Origin of the sequence: Mesorhizobium sp. WSM4983 (genome assembly GCF_029625765.1) — a bacterium.
Taxonomy (GTDB): domain Bacteria; phylum Pseudomonadota; class Alphaproteobacteria; order Rhizobiales; family Rhizobiaceae; genus Mesorhizobium.
This window is the reverse complement of the sequence record NZ_JARTVM010000014.1, coordinates 34,087-50,352: the sequence shown is the minus strand read 5'-3', so window position 1 is coordinate 50,352 and position 16,266 is coordinate 34,087. Positions and strand designations below refer to the sequence as shown.

The 16,266-nt window shown below is 62.1% G+C and carries 15 protein-coding genes, 1 tRNA gene and 1 pseudogene; 10 read left to right on the top strand and 7 right to left on the bottom strand.

All coding sequences use genetic code 11. From position 1 onward, the window contains the following. Positions 1-71: 71 nt before the first annotated feature. Both P9254_RS26900 and P9254_RS26895 read left to right on the top strand, forming a co-directional pair. Positions 72-428, top strand: a complete 357-nt coding sequence (locus tag P9254_RS26900) for a hypothetical protein (protein ID WP_095813733.1) — start codon at positions 72-74, stop codon at positions 426-428. A 153-nt stretch (positions 429-581) separates the two neighbouring features. After that, on the top strand, positions 582-971 hold the full coding sequence (locus tag P9254_RS26895) for a DUF427 domain-containing protein (RefSeq protein ID WP_095800264.1): 390 nt from the start codon (positions 582-584) through the stop codon (positions 969-971). A 77-nt stretch (positions 972-1,048) separates the two neighbouring features. Here the strand turns inward: P9254_RS26895 and P9254_RS26890 are convergent. The 3 genes and pseudogenes from P9254_RS26890 to ppdK all read right to left on the bottom strand — a co-directional run bounded on the left by P9254_RS26890 (position 1,049) and on the right by ppdK (position 5,856). Next, positions 1,049-1,794: pseudogene (locus P9254_RS26890) on the bottom strand (polysaccharide deacetylase family protein). Positions 1,795-1,946: 152 nt separating this feature from the next. Next, positions 1,947-3,236, bottom strand: a complete 1,290-nt coding sequence (locus tag P9254_RS26885) for a glycosyltransferase family 9 protein (protein WP_278056116.1) — start codon at positions 3,234-3,236, stop codon at positions 1,947-1,949. Further along, positions 3,172-5,856 (bottom strand): pyruvate, phosphate dikinase, encoded by a 2,685-nt coding sequence (gene ppdK, locus P9254_RS26880; protein WP_278056115.1) that lies wholly within the window; start codon positions 5,854-5,856, stop codon positions 3,172-3,174. Before ppdK ends, P9254_RS26885 begins: the two co-directional genes overlap by 65 nt. A 218-nt stretch (positions 5,857-6,074) precedes the next feature. Here ppdK and P9254_RS26875 point away from each other — a divergent pair, with 218 nt between their 5' ends. The 4 genes from P9254_RS26875 to P9254_RS26860 all read left to right on the top strand — a co-directional run bounded on the left by P9254_RS26875 (position 6,075) and on the right by P9254_RS26860 (position 8,737). Then, positions 6,075-6,419: a VOC family protein gene (locus P9254_RS26875; protein WP_127216923.1), complete on the top strand. Its 345-nt coding sequence runs from the start codon at positions 6,075-6,077 to the stop codon at positions 6,417-6,419. A gap of 171 nt (positions 6,420-6,590) precedes the next feature. Then, positions 6,591-6,665 (top strand) — tRNA-Gln (locus P9254_RS26870). Positions 6,666-7,022: 357 nt separating this feature from the next. Next, complete coding sequence (locus tag P9254_RS26865; protein WP_278056114.1) at positions 7,023-7,970, top strand: ABC transporter substrate-binding protein; 948 nt, start codon at positions 7,023-7,025, stop codon at positions 7,968-7,970. A 131-nt stretch (positions 7,971-8,101) separates the two neighbouring features. Beyond that, the gene (locus P9254_RS26860; RefSeq protein ID WP_066997878.1) at positions 8,102-8,737 is read left to right on the top strand and encodes a TetR/AcrR family transcriptional regulator; all 636 of its coding nucleotides are present in this window, start codon (positions 8,102-8,104) and stop codon (positions 8,735-8,737) included. Positions 8,738-8,798: 61 nt separating this feature from the next. Here the strand turns inward: P9254_RS26860 and P9254_RS26855 are convergent, their stop codons facing one another. The 3 genes from P9254_RS26855 to P9254_RS26845 are packed head-to-tail and all read right to left on the bottom strand — an operon-like array spanning position 8,799 to position 11,645. Next, entirely contained in the window at positions 8,799-9,470 is a 672-nt protein-coding gene (locus P9254_RS26855) for a 4-carboxy-4-hydroxy-2-oxoadipate aldolase/oxaloacetate decarboxylase (RefSeq protein WP_067327894.1), read from the bottom strand. 35 nt (positions 9,471-9,505) lie between these two features. Beyond that, positions 9,506-10,528 (bottom strand): amidohydrolase family protein, encoded by a 1,023-nt coding sequence (locus tag P9254_RS26850; RefSeq protein ID WP_278056112.1) that lies wholly within the window; start codon positions 10,526-10,528, stop codon positions 9,506-9,508. Positions 10,529-10,547: 19 nt separating this feature from the next. Next, positions 10,548-11,645 (bottom strand): alcohol dehydrogenase catalytic domain-containing protein, encoded by a 1,098-nt coding sequence (locus P9254_RS26845; protein ID WP_164746630.1) that lies wholly within the window; start codon positions 11,643-11,645, stop codon positions 10,548-10,550. 237 nt (positions 11,646-11,882) lie between these two features. On the opposite strand from P9254_RS26845, the gene P9254_RS26840 reads away from it, so the two are divergent. Together P9254_RS26840 and P9254_RS26835 are read left to right on the top strand one after the other, a co-directional pair. Beyond that, positions 11,883-12,236, top strand: a complete 354-nt coding sequence (locus P9254_RS26840) for a DoxX family protein (RefSeq protein ID WP_278056111.1) — start codon at positions 11,883-11,885, stop codon at positions 12,234-12,236. Between the two features lie 28 nt (positions 12,237-12,264). Continuing rightward, positions 12,265-12,804 (top strand): cupin domain-containing protein, encoded by a 540-nt coding sequence (locus P9254_RS26835; protein ID WP_278056109.1) that lies wholly within the window; start codon positions 12,265-12,267, stop codon positions 12,802-12,804. 54 nt (positions 12,805-12,858) lie between these two features. On the opposite strand, the gene P9254_RS26830 is transcribed toward P9254_RS26835, so the two are convergent. Next, the gene (locus tag P9254_RS26830; RefSeq protein ID WP_278056108.1) at positions 12,859-13,758 is read right to left on the bottom strand and encodes a LysR family transcriptional regulator; all 900 of its coding nucleotides are present in this window, start codon (positions 13,756-13,758) and stop codon (positions 12,859-12,861) included. A gap of 107 nt (positions 13,759-13,865) precedes the next feature. Between P9254_RS26830 and P9254_RS26825 the strand changes: the two genes are divergently transcribed. Together P9254_RS26825 and purU are read left to right on the top strand one after the other, a co-directional pair. Next, on the top strand, positions 13,866-15,245 hold the full coding sequence (locus P9254_RS26825) for an aminomethyltransferase family protein (protein WP_127239384.1): 1,380 nt from the start codon (positions 13,866-13,868) through the stop codon (positions 15,243-15,245). A gap of 156 nt (positions 15,246-15,401) precedes the next feature. Continuing rightward, positions 15,402-16,250: a formyltetrahydrofolate deformylase gene (gene purU, locus P9254_RS26820; protein ID WP_278057447.1), complete on the top strand. Its 849-nt coding sequence runs from the start codon at positions 15,402-15,404 to the stop codon at positions 16,248-16,250. The last annotated feature ends 16 nt before the right edge of the window (positions 16,251-16,266 follow it).

Below are 16,266 nucleotides of genomic sequence, written 5' to 3'. Positions count from 1 at the left end.
CATAATCCGGCCATCGTCGCCGTTAAGATTCATTAATGGGCTGGGTGAGATTGGCGAATGGAGAGATTCGCATGGACGTGCAGCTCGATGAAAAAGCCCTCGAAAGCACGCTTGCCGAAAGTCTGGACGATCTGACGCCGGACTCCAAAACCGTTTCCGACGATGAATTTGCCGAAGTCGTCGGCGGCGCGCTGGAGGCCGTCGGCGGAACGCTGCTGTTCAAGATGTGCGTCGAGAATGATGGAGAAGGCCAGTATGTCGCCGCCGCAAGCGTCGGCGACGGCGGTAACCGCCAGTTCCTGCTGCTCACGCTGCCGACCGCCGGCGGCGCGCTGAAGGTCGAGACAGCGGCGAGAAGCAGCAATCCGGTCGCCGGCATCGCTGCCGCCTATGCCGGCCTCATGGACGCATTCAAGGCCGCCGCCTGACTGTCGGCGGTTAGAACATTATTTCGCTGCACGCGACGCGTCATCGCGCCGCCTTGCGCGAGGCGTCGGGCCGATCCACCTTTGACGGACGAGAAGCGGTTCCGAACGGAAAAACCGCCACGCACCTTCCTCAAACTGCCGATGAGACCCGTCTTGGACAAGCGTGCCAACCCCGCCCCCGGCTTTCAGCGCAATCCCGACAAGGTGATAACGATCGAGCCTTATCGCGGCACCGTCACGGTCAGCGCCGGCGACGTCGTCATCGCCCGGTCTACCCGGGCCAGGCTCTTGTCGGAACCGCCCTACCCGGCGGTTTTCTATATTCCCTTCGACGATATCGATCTCAGCAAGCTCGCCAGGACCGAGCATTCGACGCATTGTCCCTACAAGGGCAACGCGAGCTATTGGAGCGTGCTGCCGGCCGGCGACAGCGGCAGGGACGCGATGTGGGCCTATGAGCAGCCTTTCGACGAAGTGGTCGAGATCCGCGATCACGGCGCGTTCTATACGAGCAAGGTGACGGTCGAGACTAAGCCGGAGTGATAGACTGCGGCGGAAAGCATCGCGGATCTCCGAGGTCGCTGAGCCTCCCAGCCGTCGTCATCAACCTCCGCCACGGATCAATCCGTGGTGCCGTCGTTGCCGACGTCGTCGGCGTCGTCCAGCCGAACGAAGGTCAGGCCCTTCTGCTTCAGGGCGAGCAGGCCCTGGACGACACCCTCGCCCGCGGCATGGGTCGGTTGGTTGATGTGAGCGATGATGACGTCGCCATCCTTGGCAGCGGCGATGCGCCGGGCGGTTTCCTTGGCGCCGAGCAGTGAGCCGCCGTCGCCATTGACGGAAAAGCCCGCGACCTTGAAGCCCAGCTTGCGGATCATGGCGATCGCCGACGGGCTGTATTCGGCGGTGGCGCCGCGAAACCATTTCGGCGGCGGGCCGCCGGCGCTCGCAAGCGCCGCGGCACCCGACTCGACCTCGGCCTGAACGGCATCAGGACTGCCGGCACTGCTGATGCCGTAGATCTTGCGGGGCGTGTCGACCGCCGGGATGTGGCGGCCACCGTGGTTTTCCAGTTCGAACAGATCAGGATGCGCGCGCATGATCCCGACAGCGGCGGCGTTGCGCTTCAGCCAGATGCCGGTGACGAAGATAGTCGCGGGAATTTTGTTTTCTACCAGGGCCGAAAGAATGCGCGTATCGGTCTTCCCGCCGCAGGCGTCCAGCGTGAGCGCGACACGGCCACCGCCGCTTGCGGCGTCAGATGCAACGTCGGTTCGACCAGCGTCCCGGCATTGCCAGCCGAGACCACGACAAGCGATAGCGCGATCGCGCAAAGAGATTTTTGAAGCAAACCCGTCATTCCCATGCCCGGCCCGTCAAGCCGCTCAACCGCAAGATGGCGTCAACAAGACGCGCATCTAGGCGAAAATCGGAACGGTTCGCATCCGAAAAGCCACCGCGCGACAATTTGCATGGAGAGTAGCTGTAAAAGCTCAACACGCCGTTAGCAGACTTGAGCTAGACCGCCTGCTCAAGCGCCACGTCGGTACGCGCCAAAAGTTCGCGCACCGCCTCGACCACGGAATCCACTTCAAGGCGCCAGACACAGCATGCCTTGCTCGAATCGGTCCGACGGCACAGGTCGCCGCCGACGCAATCGCAGGGCATGGAGGGGCGCAACGAGATGCTGGGGACCCCGACCGGGCCCCATCGAACCGGATTGGTCCGGCCGAACAGACCAACGACCGGAGTGCCGGCTGCGGCCGCCATATGCATCGGGCCACTCTCATTGCCGAGGAATAACCTGGCCTCCTTGAGCAGCGCCAGCAACGTTTCGAGCGAGAGCGTGCCGACCAGATTGACGACCGGCGTTTTCGCTGCCGCCACGATCTTGTCCGCCGCCTCGTGCTCATCAGGGCCGCCGATCAGCACAGCGTCCAGGCCAGTTTCGGACGATATCCGTTCGATCGCGGCCGCAAAGCGCTCCGGCTGCCAGCGACGCCCGATGAAGCTCGCCCCCGCATGCACCGCCACGAAGGCATTTGGCCGCAAATGATGTTTGCTCAGCAAGGCGAGCGCTTGCGTCGTTTCGAAGGGCAGCGGGCGGATAGCCGGTGCCCTGACGCGCAGGTCGACGCCGAGCACCTCGAGCGGCGACAAATAGCGGAAGAGATAATGTTTTTCGCCGAATCCGTACGGCTTCATCCTGACATTGGCAGGCTGGCGCTCAAGCCAGCGCAGAGGTCGCTCCGTCGGATAGTGGCCGACACGAATCGGGGCACGGACCAATCCGGACACCAGCCGCGAAGTCTTGGAATCGGTGATGTCGATGACCATGTCGAAGCGGTGCCGCCTCAAAGTTCGCACGACCCGGACAAGCTCGCGCCCGCGCTGGAGCGGCGTGCCGCGCATGCCGGCACGGCTGAACGAAACGACCTCCGCTGCGATGCCATGCGCTGTTAGAAATCCAGCAAACCTGGCATCGCACAGGAACACGACCTTCACACCTGGATATTCGAGCTGAAGGTTCTTCGCCAAGGCAGAGGCAAGCACGATGTCGCCTATGAACTTGGTCTGCATGATCAGGATCGATCGGAAAAAGGTGGGGGAAATCTGCAACATCTGTTTCACGCCCCGAGTAATTCGGAACCAGAAACTGCCCAGGAACGATGTCGAGATTGAGAACCAGCGCGCGCACGTTCGCGTGAGTTTCCATACGAAATCGTAAGATGGAGCGCGCCGTTCAGGCGCGCTTGGCTCTTCCCTTCGCGGCCTCCACGGCCGCCTGGGCCGCAGCCAGCCGGGCAATCGGTACACGGTAAGGCGAGCATGACACATAGTCGAGGCCGACCTCTTCGCAGAAGCGGATCGAGGCCGGGTCGCCGCCATGCTCGCCGCAAATGCCGAGCTTGATGTCGGGTCGTGTTCCCTTGCCCTTTTCCGCCGCAATCCGCACCAGTTCGCCGACACCGTCGATGTCCAGCGAAACGAACGGATCCTGTTCGATGATACCTTTCTGCCGGTAGGTTTCAAGGAAGGAGGCCGCATCGTCGCGCGAGATGCCGAAAGTCGTCTGGGTCAGATCGTTGGTGCCGAAGGAGAAGAACTCGGCCGCTTCGGCAATGACATGGGCGCGGATGGCTGCGCGCGGCAGCTCGATCATGGTGCCGGTAAGGTAGTCGATCTTGGTGCCGGTCTCCTGCATGACGCTTTGCGCGACGGCATCGATGCGCGCCTTGACGTATTGCAGCTCCTTCACGAGGCCGACCAGCGGCACCATGATTTCGGGCACCACCAGCGCGCCGGCCCTGTGGCCGGCCTGAACCGCCGCCTCGAAAATGGCGCGTGCCTGCATCTCGGCGATCTCGGGATAGGAGACCGCCAGACGGCAGCCGCGATGCCCGAGCATCGGATTGAACTCATGCAGCGCCTCGGTACGCTGCCTGAGCTTGTCCGCCGGCACATTCATGGCGGTCGCGACCTCGGCGAGCTCGGCGTCGGTCTTGGGCAGGAATTCGTGCAACGGCGGGTCCAGCAGGCGGATCGTCACCGGCAAGCCCGCCATGATCTCGAACAGCTCGAGGAAATCCGAACGCTGCATCGGCAGAAGCTTGTCGAGCGCCGAGCGCCTGTCCTTCTCGGTGTCGGCCAGGATCATCTCGCGCATGGCGATAATGCGGTCACCTTCGAAGAACATGTGCTCGGTGCGGCAAAGGCCAATGCCTTCGGCGCCGAAGGAGCGCGCCATGCGCGCGTCGAGCGGCGTCTCGGCATTGGTGCGCACCTTCATGCGGCGCGCGGCATCGGCCCATTCCATGATGGCGGCGAAGTCACCGGACAGCTCCGGCTGCAGCATGGCGACGGCGCCCTTCAGCACCTGGCCGTTGCCGCCGTCGATGGTGATGATGTCACCCTTGCGGAAGGTCTGGCCCATCGAGATCAGCGTGCCGGCCTTGTAGTCGACTCGCAGCGAGCCGGCACCCGACACACAGGGCTTGCCCATGCCGCGCGCCACCACGGCGGCATGACTGGTCATGCCGCCGCGCGTGGTGAGGATGCCTTCGGCGGCATGCATGCCGTGGATGTCCTCCGGGCTGGTCTCGACGCGCACGAGAATGACCTTGCGGCCTTGCGCCTTGGCATCCTCGGCCTCACCGGAGGAGAAGACGATCTCGCCGGTGGCCGCACCCGGCGAGGCCGGCAGGCCGACGCCGATGACGTCGCGCGCCGCCTTGGGATCGATGGTCGGATGCAGGAGCTGGTCGAGCGAGGCCGGATCGATGCGGGCGACCGCCTCCTCTTTCGTGATCAGCCCGTCTTTGGCCATCTCGACGGCAATCCTGAGCGCCGCCTTGGCGGTGCGCTTGCCGGAGCGGGTCTGCAGCATCCACAATTTGCCGCGCTCGATGGTGAATTCGAGGTCCTGCATGTCGCGGTAATGCTTCTCCAGCCGGTCGGAAATATCGACGAAGGCCTGGAAAGCTTCCGGCATCAGTTTCTGCAGCGAGGGCTTGTCGGAGACCGCAGCGATGCGCGCGGCCTCGGTGATGTTCTGCGGCGTGCGGATGCCGGCCACCACGTCCTCGCCCTGCGCATTGACCAGGAATTCGCCATAGAGCTGCTTTTCGCCGGTCGAGGGATTGCGGGTGAAGGCAACGCCGGTGGCGGAGGTGTCGCCCATATTGCCGAACACCATGGCCTGGACGTTGACCGCCGTGCCCCAGCTTTCCGGGATGTCGTGCAGGCGACGGTAGGTGATGGCGCGGTTGTTCATCCAGCTCGAAAACACGGCGCCGATGGCGCCCCAAAGCTGCTCGCGCGGGTCCTGCGGGAACGGCTTGCCGAGCTCCTCCTCGACCTTGGCCTTGTAGAGCGCGATCACACCCTGCCATTCGATGGCCGTCAGTTCGGTGTCGAGCTCATGGCCGAGGCTCGCCTTCTGGTCCTCGAGAATTTCCTCGAAAACCTCGTGATCGAGGCCCATGACGACGTCGGAATACATCTGGATGAAGCGGCGGTAACTGTCATAGGCAAAGCGGGCATCGCCGGAATCGGCGGCAAGCGCCTCCACCGTCTCGTCGTTGAGGCCGAGATTGAGCACGGTATCCATCATGCCTGGCATCGAAGCGCGGGCGCCGGAGCGCACCGAGACCAGAAGCAGCTTCGACGGATCGCCGAAATTGCGGCCGGTGAGCCTGCCGATATGGTTGAGCGCCGCCAGGACATCCGCTTCAAGCGATGTCGGATAGGTGCGGCCGTTGGCGTAATAGGCATTGCAGACTTCAGTGGTGATGGTGAAGCCCGGCGGCACCGGCAGGCCGAGGCTGCACATCTCGGCAAGGTTGGCGCCCTTGCCGCCGAGCAGGTTGCGATCACCGGCTCGGCCTTCAGCGGCACCGTCGCCGAAGGTGTAAACCCACTTGGTCATGCATGCCCTCCAGGTCCCTTGGAAGATAGACAACACCCGGGCCAAGGCCCCGGTCCCCGCCCTTCCGATCCGAGCGATAAGATGCTGCATTGCGAAAGGCAAGCGCCGGCAAAGCAAGCGCCGCGACTACAATCGATTAAGCAAAAGCTGCGTCAAAAAGACTTGCCGGTGTGAGTTGCGCGAGATAGAACACAACAAGAACAAAGTGGAGTAGCGCGATGAAACTCGAGGGAAAACTCGACTATCTGGAACTTCCGGCCACCGGCGGCACGCTGGACAGCGTCAAATCCTTCTACAGCGCGGCGTTTTCCTGGTCTTTCACCGATTACGGGCCAACTTACTCCGCTTTTGCCGAGGGGCTCGACGGCGGCTTCCAGGCCGATGCGGGCGAAGCGCCCGCCAGACCGCTGCCCGTGCTCTATTCCGAAAACCTGGAGGAGACGCTGGAGGCCGTTGAGAATGCCGGAGGCAGCATCATCAGGCCGATCTTTTCCTTCCCGGGCGGCAGGCGGTTCCACTTCACCGACCCGGCCGGCAACGAGTTGGCCGTGTGGGGCGAATAGCCCGCAATTCCGGTCGCCGGATCGATCTCCCCTCCAGATTACGCCCGAACGCGGCGGCAATCCGCCGGCGCAGACATGCGGCAAGATTACTTTGGATGTCAGCGGTCCAAGCATTGAGCTTTCGACCGGCTCGTCCTATAAGGCCGCGCGCAGCGGGCACCGCCCGGCTGCTGGGGCGTCGCCAAGTGGTAAGGCATCGGTTTTTGGTACCGACATTCCCAGGTTCGAATCCTGGCGCCCCAGCCAACCATTTTTATCTTTTATTCAATGATTTAGCTAAATCGATCAGGTCTTCGTCTAGGGCACTCGGCTAGGGCCTTGGATGCGTGGACCGGCAGCAAGAATCTGGCGTCCGGAACTGGACTTAAGAGAAGCGGCGCCGTTTAGGACCGCTTCGAATTCACGATAGCATGTGCGGTATGGTGCCAAGGGCCGTAGCCCCTGTTGGCCGCTTTTCGCGATCGAGAGCACGCGGAGCAATTGTTCACGGTAGCTCAGTCAGCCGGGCTGCGAGGAAAAAAGCGTGGCCGATTGACATACCGATTGGAATTCCAATACCTATAGTATTTAAACGCCCAGTGCTGAATACGGCGGGAGGAGCCAATGGCCGAAAACACGACAGCTGATCCTTCCACGCCTGCCCAGCTTCGCCTCGCGGGCGGAGCGCAGGGGTTCAATTGGCTTCCGGTCTTCCTTGCAGACGCGTTGGGATTATTCGGCAAGCACGGCATTGCCATCGAATACAAGCGCTTCGGCAGCGTCGACAAGGCAACGGGAGCTGTCCTTGAGGGTGAGGCCGACCTTGCGATTACGCCGCCAGAAGGAGCAGTCGCGGACTTCGTGAACGGTGGAGAACTGCGCATTGTTGCGGCCAATGCAGTGCGGCTGCCGATGTCTCTCGTGGCGCGGCCAGAAATCGCCACCCTGGCGGACCTTCGAGGAAAGAGGATCGGCACGTCCTCGCTCACCGAGGGTACTGCGATCTACACGCAGATTGTGCTGGCTTCCCAAGGACTGCACTACCCCGCCGACTACGAATTCGTGCTTGCGGGTATTCATACCAAACGGTGGGAGGCGCTGCAGGCCGGGCAAGTCGACTGTGCTCCCCAGCCCGCGCCGTGGAACTTCCTGGCCGAGGACCAAGGCTACAAGCTGATCGGCGAGGTCAATGAGTTCATACCCGAGATCCTCTTCACCGCGGTCATCGGCCGATCATCGTGGCTGCAAGCCAATCGAGATGTGGTCATACGCTTCATCAACGCCCTGATTGAGGCCCATGCGATCACCAATGAACCGGCGCGGCAGGACGTAACATTGCCGATCTTCCAACGCATCACCACGCCGGAAAGCTCCACCCTGGCCAATCGTGCTCTAGGATACATGCGTGACATGGGCATGTGGCCGGACAAGCTGGCCGTGCCGGCAAACGCGTTGCGCACGACGATCGACCTGATGATCCGCGCGCATTTGCTCGATGAGGTCCTTCGGAGCCAAGCGCTGCACGCCTTCGATGCTTCTTACCTCGACGCCGCTTGCACCACTGTCGGCTGAACCCATCCTGCCGTGCACCAAAGCAATCCCGCAACTGACCCCTCACCTTCGCTTGCCCTTGGAGGTCGACGACCCTAAGTTGCTTGCTCAGATACGCTAGGTATCCCGATACGTTCATTGGATGATCAAAGATGGCGCGACTGACCCGTGAACAAAGCCAAGCCTTGACGCGCGAAAAGCTTTTGGCTTCGGCCAGCGAGATGGTGGCCCGAGACGGCTATTCCGGCGCATCGATCGAGCGGATCGCAGAGGAGGCCGGCTTCTCGAAGGGGGCCTTCTACTCCAATTTCACGAACAAGGAAGACATCTTCCTGCAACTGCTGGAGCGCAACGCCGGCGGAGATGTGGTCGAACTGACCGAAAGGCTTCGCAGCGTTGACGAGCCGAAGGATGTCATCGAATCCATTTGCGAATGGGCCAACCAACGCGCCAAGGACAAGCGCTGGGGAACGCTGGCCATCGACCTGCTGCGCATCGCGCGCCGCGACAACACGCTGGAGGATCGGCACCTGCGCCTGTTCAGGGACCAGTGGGAAGGGCTGGGCAGGCTGTTGTCGGAGAAGCTGTTTCCGTATGGGGATGCGGAACCCCGGCCACTCTATGTCGGCGGTATCGTCCTCGAACTCGTCTATGGCGGCATGTCGAGTTTTATGGACGACAGGGCGCCCGGCGAAATGGTGCGGGTCGCGCTGACGTCGATGCACGAGGCTCATCTTTTTAGGCACAAGAACGGAAAGGCCGTGCGCAAGCGGACTGCAGCGTCCTGACGCGAACCATGCCACGCCACGTTGGAAGGCCGACCGATTCTCCTTCGTGGACGTCGGGTGCCTATTCGTAGACAAGTCCCTTCAAGCGCAGCCGTTCGCGCATTGAGTTGACGTCCAGGCTGAGCTTGCCTGCAGCGTAGAGGCGACGTTTGTCTTCCTCGGCCGCCTCCCGCTCTCGTGCCGTTCTCGCAACCAACTCGGCATTGGCACGGGGCACCACGCAGACGCCATCATCATCGGCGACGATCACGTCGCCAGGGCAGATGCGGGCACCGGCGCAGATGATCGGAACCTGGCAATCGCACGGCGTCTCCTTTACCGTTCCCTGAGCGAAGATCGCCTTCGACCAGACCGGGAACTTCATCGCTCGCAAAGCAGCCACATCGCGCACGCCGGCATCGATCACGAGGCCTCGGATGCCGAGCGCCATCGCCGATTCAGCCAGAAGGTCGCCGAAAAATCCGTCTTCGCATGGAGAGATCGGAGTCACGACGAGCACATCGCCCGGCCGCGCCTGCTCCAATGCAACATGAATGGTCCAGTTGTCGCCCGGCGCCACCTCGCAGGTAAGCGCATTGCCGCCGATCCTGGCGCCGTCATAGATGGGACGCAGCCGCGAGGCCAGCAGCCCCTTGCGTCCCTGGGCCTCGTGAACGGTTGCCACCCCCAGCGCGCCCAGTGCGTCGCACACTTCGATCGGCGTACGTTCGGTGTTTGTCACGACTTTTGCCATTGATATCTCCAGAGATTCGTGCCGGCCGGACCTCGCTAGCGACCCTGTTGCTTGAGCCTCTCGTCCAGCCGCGGGTAGACTTTGCGCGCATTGCCCTCGAACACCGCCGCGCGGTCGGCTTCGTCGAGGCCCAAAGCATCGATGTAACGGCGCGTGTCGTCGAAGTTGAAGCCGGTCAGCGGGTCAACCGCCTTGACCGCGCCCAGCAGTTCCGAGCCGAAGAGGATGTGGTCCGGACCGATCACGCGAAACAGCGTGTCGATCCCCGCCTGGTGGTAGACGCAGGTGTCGAAATAGACGTTGCGCATCAGGTGCGTGGCGAGATCCGGCTTTTCCATCATGATTGCCAGCCCGCGATAGCGGCCCCAGTGATAGGGAACCGCGCCGCCGCCGTGGGGAATGATTAGCTTGAGGTCTGGGAAAGCGCGAAACAGGTCGCCCTGGATCAACTGCATGAACACCGTGGTGTCGGCATTGATGTAGTGCGCACCGGTGGTGTGCAGGCAGTCCGAGCACGCGCCCGAGACATGGATCATGGCCGGCACCTGGAGCTCGACCATCCTCTCGAAGAGCGGATACCAGTAGCGGTCATAGATTGGCGGCGCGGACCAGAAGCCGCCGGACGGATCGGGGTTGAGATTGCAGCCGACGAAGCCGAGCTCGTCCACACAGCGCTCGAGTTCAGCCAGCACAGGAGCGAGGTCACCGCTCATCGACTGCGGCAGCTGGCAGACACCGGCAAAGTTCAGCGGGAACAGGTCCACGATGCGCGCAATGAGATCATTGGAGACACGGGACCATTCGGCATTCAGCGCAGCGCTGCCGACATGATGACCCATGCCCGAGGCCCGGGGCGACAAAATTGTCACGTCCGAGCCGCGCTCCTGCTGAAGACGAAGCTGGTTTTCTTCGACGGTCGCGCGAAGCGTCTCGTCGCTTATGGCGGGATAGACCGGACCTGCGTCGCGCTGGCCCTCGGCAAACGCCACCTGGGCCTTGCGATAGGCATGATGCGCCGGGGGCTCGGTGGTGTAGTGACCGTGGCAGTCGATTATCATGGCATTCTCCAACCGCAGCTCAGGGCTCCAGCACATAGTTGGTGAAGCCACCGTCGCCCGAGGCTACGCCGTTGATCGCCTCATTGATCTGGTCCAGCGGATAGGTGCGGGCTTCCAGCACGGACAGGTCGACCGCGCCAGACCGGACCAGCTCCGCTATCTCGATGCCCTCCGCGGTGCTGAGCCAGGCCGAACCGGTGAGCACCATCGAATTGTCCATCCACCATTTGGTGTTGAACAGCATGTCGGCGCCCGTACCGCCGATGTTGACGATGGTGCCGCCGCGTTTGACGCCCATCATCGCGTCCCTCATGGCGTTGACGTCGGCCACCGCGCCAAGGCTGTCGAGCATGAGATCCGCGCCGGAGTGGTGCTTGGAGCGCACCCAGTCCGCGACCTTGCCGTCCAGGCTGGAAAAAATCTCGATCCGGTTCGGCGCGAGGCGCTTCAGCTTTTCCAGCAATGGCTTGCCGCGCGCGACCGCGTAGATGGTGGATATCCCCATGGCGAGCGCGAACATGGTGGCGCCGACACCCAGCGTCCCGGTCGCGCCGTTGATGATCAGCGACTTGCCCGCAAGGTTGCCCAGCTTCTTGAGCGCCGAATAGGACGTGCCGAGATAGCCCATGCGGGCAGCCTGCGGAAACGTCATATTGTCGGGTATCTTGACGATGGCGCTCTGGGGCGCGCGCATGAATTGAGCGAAGCCGCCGCCGGGATAGCGCTTGTAGATTTCCAGGCTGTTGCGATTGAACCCGAAATATCCGGCGAAGGTGAAGTAGTCGCACTTCATCTGGTTGCCGCTGGCGCAGGCGTGGCAGGCACCGCACGAACGCAACGGATTGACGTAGACACGGTCTCCGGGCTTCAAGGCAACGACCTGCTCGCCCACTTCGTGCACGATGCCGGCGGGGTCAAGGCCAAACGTCGCGGGCTTGGGAGGCAGCGGCTGGTGAGGATACCAGTTCTCCCAGTTGTTCAGCACGTTGGCGAGGTTCGGGACCATACCGCAGGCTTTGACCTCGACCACGACATCTGTTCCGCACGCTCGAGGCTTGGCGATCTCCTCGATCCGCATTGGTTCGTTTACCGCATGCAACCGTGCGGCGCGCATCATCACTGTCACGATGTTCCTCCTCAAATACCGCCAAACCGGATCGAGTTGACATTCCGATTGGACTGTGGATACCGTACAGTATCTGGATTGGGAGACGCAAGACCCGATTTGCGGTGCCGGTACCAACCATCGCTGCTGCCCTCGGGCCTACGCTCGATTTCGCAGGGTGGCTGGCGGCCAAAACCGGGCCCGCTCACAACGACTGCAGCCGTCACGCTGCTGGGGAGGAGACGTACAATGCCGTTCGAGTTGCAGCCTCAGGACTGCCTGAGGATCCTATGTGGAGTCTGGTTCCTGCCGCATCTGATCGGGAAGGTCAGGAACTTCGAAAAGGCGCCGGTTACATTTGAGAAGGCCGGTCTGAAGCCTGGCAAGGCATTCCTTGTCCTGACAATCGTCCTCGAGGTGCTTGCCGCGCTCGGCATGATTTTCAACGTCTATTCGAAAGCAGCAACCGGTTGCGCGATCGTCGTGCTGCTCGGAGCAGCCTACGCAGTGGTGAAGATCAACGGCGCCAAATGGCGCTGGCAGCAGATGGGACCGGAATTCCCGCTTTTTTGGGCGCTCGCTTGCCTCATCTCGGCACTGTGACTTTGAACATCTACCTGGGAGGTTTGATATGCAGGTTCGGCGCGTCGTCACTGGCAGGGACAACGCCGGTAAGTCAGTGGTCGTCAGTGACGGTCCCTCCCCTGGGGAAATGGTCCTGCGCCACACGCCAGGTTTCGTATCGTCGCCACAGTGGAAAATCGAGGAGGCGCCAGAGCTGCGGAGCATCGACAACAAGGACCCCATGGAGACGACCGGCACCATGGTCATGCCGGCAGGCGGATCATCGTTCTGGATCATTACTTTCCCTCCCGACAGCGTCTACATGTCATCGGAATGGAACCCCGCGGTAGCTGGTCCCGAACTCATCGAGGCGTCACCTGGCATTGCCGAGCGGATGGAGCCGGACAGCCCTGGCATGCACCAGACCCCGACCGTCGACTACGTCACGGTGGTCAAGGGCAGACTGATCCTGGAACTCGATGACGGCAGGACTGTCGAGCTAAATGCCGGCGACACCGTAGTCCAGCAGGGCACTCGTCACGCATGGCGCAATCCAGGCGACCAGCCGGCGACGATCTCCGTGATCATGCTCGGCGCCACTGTCTGACGCGGCGGTTACCATCCCAGAGACCACACCAGCCTCGGCTGGGCTTCGGACCGCTCAGATCGTTGCCGCCACGTCGGCGAGGATCTGGCGCGTCCACGCATGCAGGCCCGAATAGTGAGAACGCTCGGTCCAATACATGTCGATCTGGATCAGCACCTCGAGAGGGAAAGGTTTTAACGTCAACTTGTCCGAAAGCCGGCGGGCCAGGCGATAGGGAATGGTCGCGACCAGCTCCGTGCCCCGGATCAATGCTTCAAGATTGTCGTGGCTCGGCACGATCACGCTCGGCGTAATCCTGACGTCGATTGCCCGAAGCGCCGCGAAGTACAACGCCTCCCACTGGCCATTGTGGGTCACGGCGATATGCCGCGTCTGCCGGTAGCGATCCATCGTCAGTTCGCCGGCCGCAAGCGGATGGCTGGAATCCATGATGCAAGCGTAGCGGTCGGTGAAGAGTTTGCGCCGGTAGTAGATATCGCCGAAAATCGCCACCGGGCCAAGCACGATATCGCAGATGTTTTCCTTGAGCTGCTGCCTGCCGTGCACCGCGGATTCAAAAATGTTGACTGCGATCTGGGGCGCCTGCTGCTGGACCTGGCGCACGAAGGCCGGCATCAGGAACATACGCTCGTGATGGTTACAGGAGATCGTCACGCTGCCCGTGGACGTAGCGGGATCAAAACCTTGCAGAGAGGACAACGCCTGCATGCGCTCGAGGACATCGCGCGCTTCCTGGGCGAGCTGACGGCATTTGTCGGTCGACAGGATCGAGTTGCCCTGGCGAACGAACATCGGGTCGTTGAAGGCCTTTCGAAGCCGCTTGATCGAATAGCTGATCGTCGACTGGTTGACGCCGAGGCGCTCCGACGCCTCTGAAAAGGACCGGCAGTCGTTGACCATGACCAATGCCTGCAAAGCACTCAGGTCGATCTGGGCAAGTTCCTCCGACAGCATGGCGCCTACTCTCTATGCAAAATTTCGATCACCTGTATCGAACCTATTGGGTTGTTAGATGTCCTGCAAGGGCTTAGCCGGAAAGGAGCTGCACAGGAGGATTGAAAATGGCTGCTAATCTCGAACAGAAGATCGCTGACGCTGGAAGCGCCCAAACCATGCTCTGGGAATCGCAGAGCCCGCCGATCGTCAGCACGCCGGTGACGCCGGAATTCACCAACTGGCGCGACGAACAGCTCGCTTGGCGCAGCAACGCCGTGCTCTATGACCAGTCGCACCATCTCGCCGACCTGAACATCCGCGGCAAGGATGCGCTGAAGCTCATCCGCGACACGGCGATCAACAGCGTTGAATACTTTCCCGTCAACGCCGCGAAGCAGTATGTAGCGGTCAACGACGAGGGCCAGCTCATCGGCGACAACATCCTGTTCCGCTATGAGGAAGACGAATTCCAGGCGGTGGGCATTCCGCCGACGATCAACTGGCTTCAGTATCATGCCGAGACCGGCGGTTACGACGTCGAGCTCGTGCGGGACAATCCGTCCTATGCCCGCAAGGGAAATCCGCTGTGCTACCGCTACGAGATCCAGGGACCTGGCGCGTTCAACGTGATCCGGGAACTCATCGGCGGCGAGCCGCCGGATGTGAAGTTCTTCCACGGCACCCGCTTCACGATCGCCGGCAAGATGGTCCGCGCGCTTCGCCACGGCATGGCGGGCGAACCAGGCTTCGAGTTCGTCGGGCCCTGGGCCGATCATGAGGTCGTTCGGGCCGCTCTGCTCGAGGCGGGCAAAAAGCACAACATGATTCAGGTCGGCGGCCGGGCTTACCTGACCAACTCGCTCGAGTCCGGATGGCTTCCGCGCCCGTTGCCGGCGTTCTACTCGGGCAAGAGCACGGCGGGCTTCCGCAAGTGGCTTGGCGCGGACGAGATCGATGCCAATGTGTCTCTAGGCGGAAGCTTCTTTTCCGAGAACATCGAGGACTATTACTTCTCGCCCTACGACGTGGGCTACGGAAAGATCGTCAAATTCGACCACGACTTCATCGGCCGCAAGGCCCTCGAGGCCCAGGTCGCCGACGGCCGGACCACGGCCAACCGCAAGGTGACGCTGCAGTGGAACGGCGACGACGTCGCCAAGGCGTGGGCCTCGATGTACCAGCCAGGTGTCGGAGCGAAGTTCATCAACCTTCCGATCGCCCACTACGCGACCTATCACTACGACCGGGTCGAGGCGCCAAACGGAAGCTTGGCCGGGCGTTCGCTTCATACCGGATACTCGGCCAACTACCGTTCGATGATGTCGATCGCGGTCGTGGATGCGGCAGTGGCAGAGCCTGGCACCGAACTGGTGGTGGTCTGGGGCGAGCCCAAGCCATCCTCCAAGGTGCAGGTTGAAGACCACGTGCAGTTCAAGATCCGCGCCACCGTCCACCCGGCGCCGATCGACGCGCACGCACGCACCAGCTATCGCAAGAACGCCTAAGCCGCACGCCTGAACCGAGGGCGGCATCACGGCCGCCCTCCCCTCACGGCAACCGCACCCGACGACAACAGACTGGCGGGACCTCCTGCCGGTGTCGCCTTGCGACGCGAGAAACCGCCTTGCCCTTCAGCTCGGCCGTCAACCCGGAGACCGGGTATGGAAAAGTCCTATCTGCTTACGCTCCAATGCAAGAACCGGCCGGGCATCGTCGCCGGCGTGGCGAGCCGTTTGGCAGCACATGGCGCCAACATCACCGCGGCCCAGCAATTCGACGACTCCGAGACGGATCGGTTCTTCATGAGGGTAGCGTTCGATTTGCCTTCGCCCCTCGATGATCTCGCCGGGCGTTTTTCCGAGGAGGTCAACCGCTTCGGCCTGCAATGGACATTGCGGCCCCAGAACCTGCCCCGCAAGGTTCTGCTGCTTGTCTCGAAATTCGACCACTGCCTGGTAGACCTGCTTTACCGCCAACGACTGGGCGAGTTGCCCATGCAGGTTGTCGCCATCATCTCCAACCATCCGCGAGAAGGTCTCAACCTCGCCTCCGACGACGCCATTCCCTTCCACCACTTCCCGATCAGCCATGAGACCAAGGCCACCCAGGAGGCGAAGATCAAGCGCGTGATCGAAGATAGCGGCGCCGAGCTTATCGTGCTGGCCCGCTATATGCAGATCCTTTCCGACGACTTCTCAGCCTATCTCTCCGGCCGCTGCATCAACATCCACCATTCTTTCCTGCCGGGGTTCAAGGGCGCCAAGCCCTATCACCAGGCGCATGAGCGCGGCGTGAAGATGATCGGAGCAACGGCGCACTACGTCACCGAAGACTTGGACGAGGGTCCGATCATCGCCCAGGACGTCGAACATGTGACCCATGCCGACACGCCCGAGGACCTCGTTCGCAAGGGTCGGGACATCGAACGCCGCGTGCTGGCCCGCGCGGTCGCCTTCCACCTTCAGGATCGGATCTTGCTCAATGGACGCAAGACCGTCGTCTTCGCCTAACAACGGAGCCACGCGC

What these genes read in the sequence shown, in the direction of transcription:
- P9254_RS26900 (WP_095813733.1), top strand. Translation starts at nt 72, where the DNA reads ATGGACGTGCAGCTCGATGAAAAAGCCCTCGAAAGCACGCTTGCCGAA.
- ppdK (WP_278056115.1), bottom strand. Translation starts at nt 5,856, where the DNA reads ATGACCAAGTGGGTTTACACCTTCGGCGACGGTGCCGCTGAAGGCCGA.
- P9254_RS26875 (WP_127216923.1), top strand. Translation starts at nt 6,075, where the DNA reads ATGAAACTCGAGGGAAAACTCGACTATCTGGAACTTCCGGCCACCGGC.
- P9254_RS26865 (WP_278056114.1), top strand. Translation starts at nt 7,023, where the DNA reads ATGGCCGAAAACACGACAGCTGATCCTTCCACGCCTGCCCAGCTTCGC.
- P9254_RS26860 (WP_066997878.1), top strand. Translation starts at nt 8,102, where the DNA reads ATGGCGCGACTGACCCGTGAACAAAGCCAAGCCTTGACGCGCGAAAAG.
- P9254_RS26855 (WP_067327894.1), bottom strand. Translation starts at nt 9,470, where the DNA reads ATGGCAAAAGTCGTGACAAACACCGAACGTACGCCGATCGAAGTGTGC.
- P9254_RS26850 (WP_278056112.1), bottom strand. Translation starts at nt 10,528, where the DNA reads ATGATAATCGACTGCCACGGTCACTACACCACCGAGCCCCCGGCGCAT.
- P9254_RS26845 (WP_164746630.1), bottom strand. Translation starts at nt 11,645, where the DNA reads ATGATGCGCGCCGCACGGTTGCATGCGGTAAACGAACCAATGCGGATC.
- P9254_RS26840 (WP_278056111.1), top strand. Translation starts at nt 11,883, where the DNA reads ATGCCGTTCGAGTTGCAGCCTCAGGACTGCCTGAGGATCCTATGTGGA.
- P9254_RS26835 (WP_278056109.1), top strand. Translation starts at nt 12,265, where the DNA reads ATGCAGGTTCGGCGCGTCGTCACTGGCAGGGACAACGCCGGTAAGTCA.
- P9254_RS26830 (WP_278056108.1), bottom strand. Translation starts at nt 13,758, where the DNA reads ATGCTGTCGGAGGAACTTGCCCAGATCGACCTGAGTGCTTTGCAGGCA.
- P9254_RS26825 (WP_127239384.1), top strand. Translation starts at nt 13,866, where the DNA reads ATGGCTGCTAATCTCGAACAGAAGATCGCTGACGCTGGAAGCGCCCAA.
- purU (WP_278057447.1), top strand. Translation starts at nt 15,402, where the DNA reads ATGGAAAAGTCCTATCTGCTTACGCTCCAATGCAAGAACCGGCCGGGC.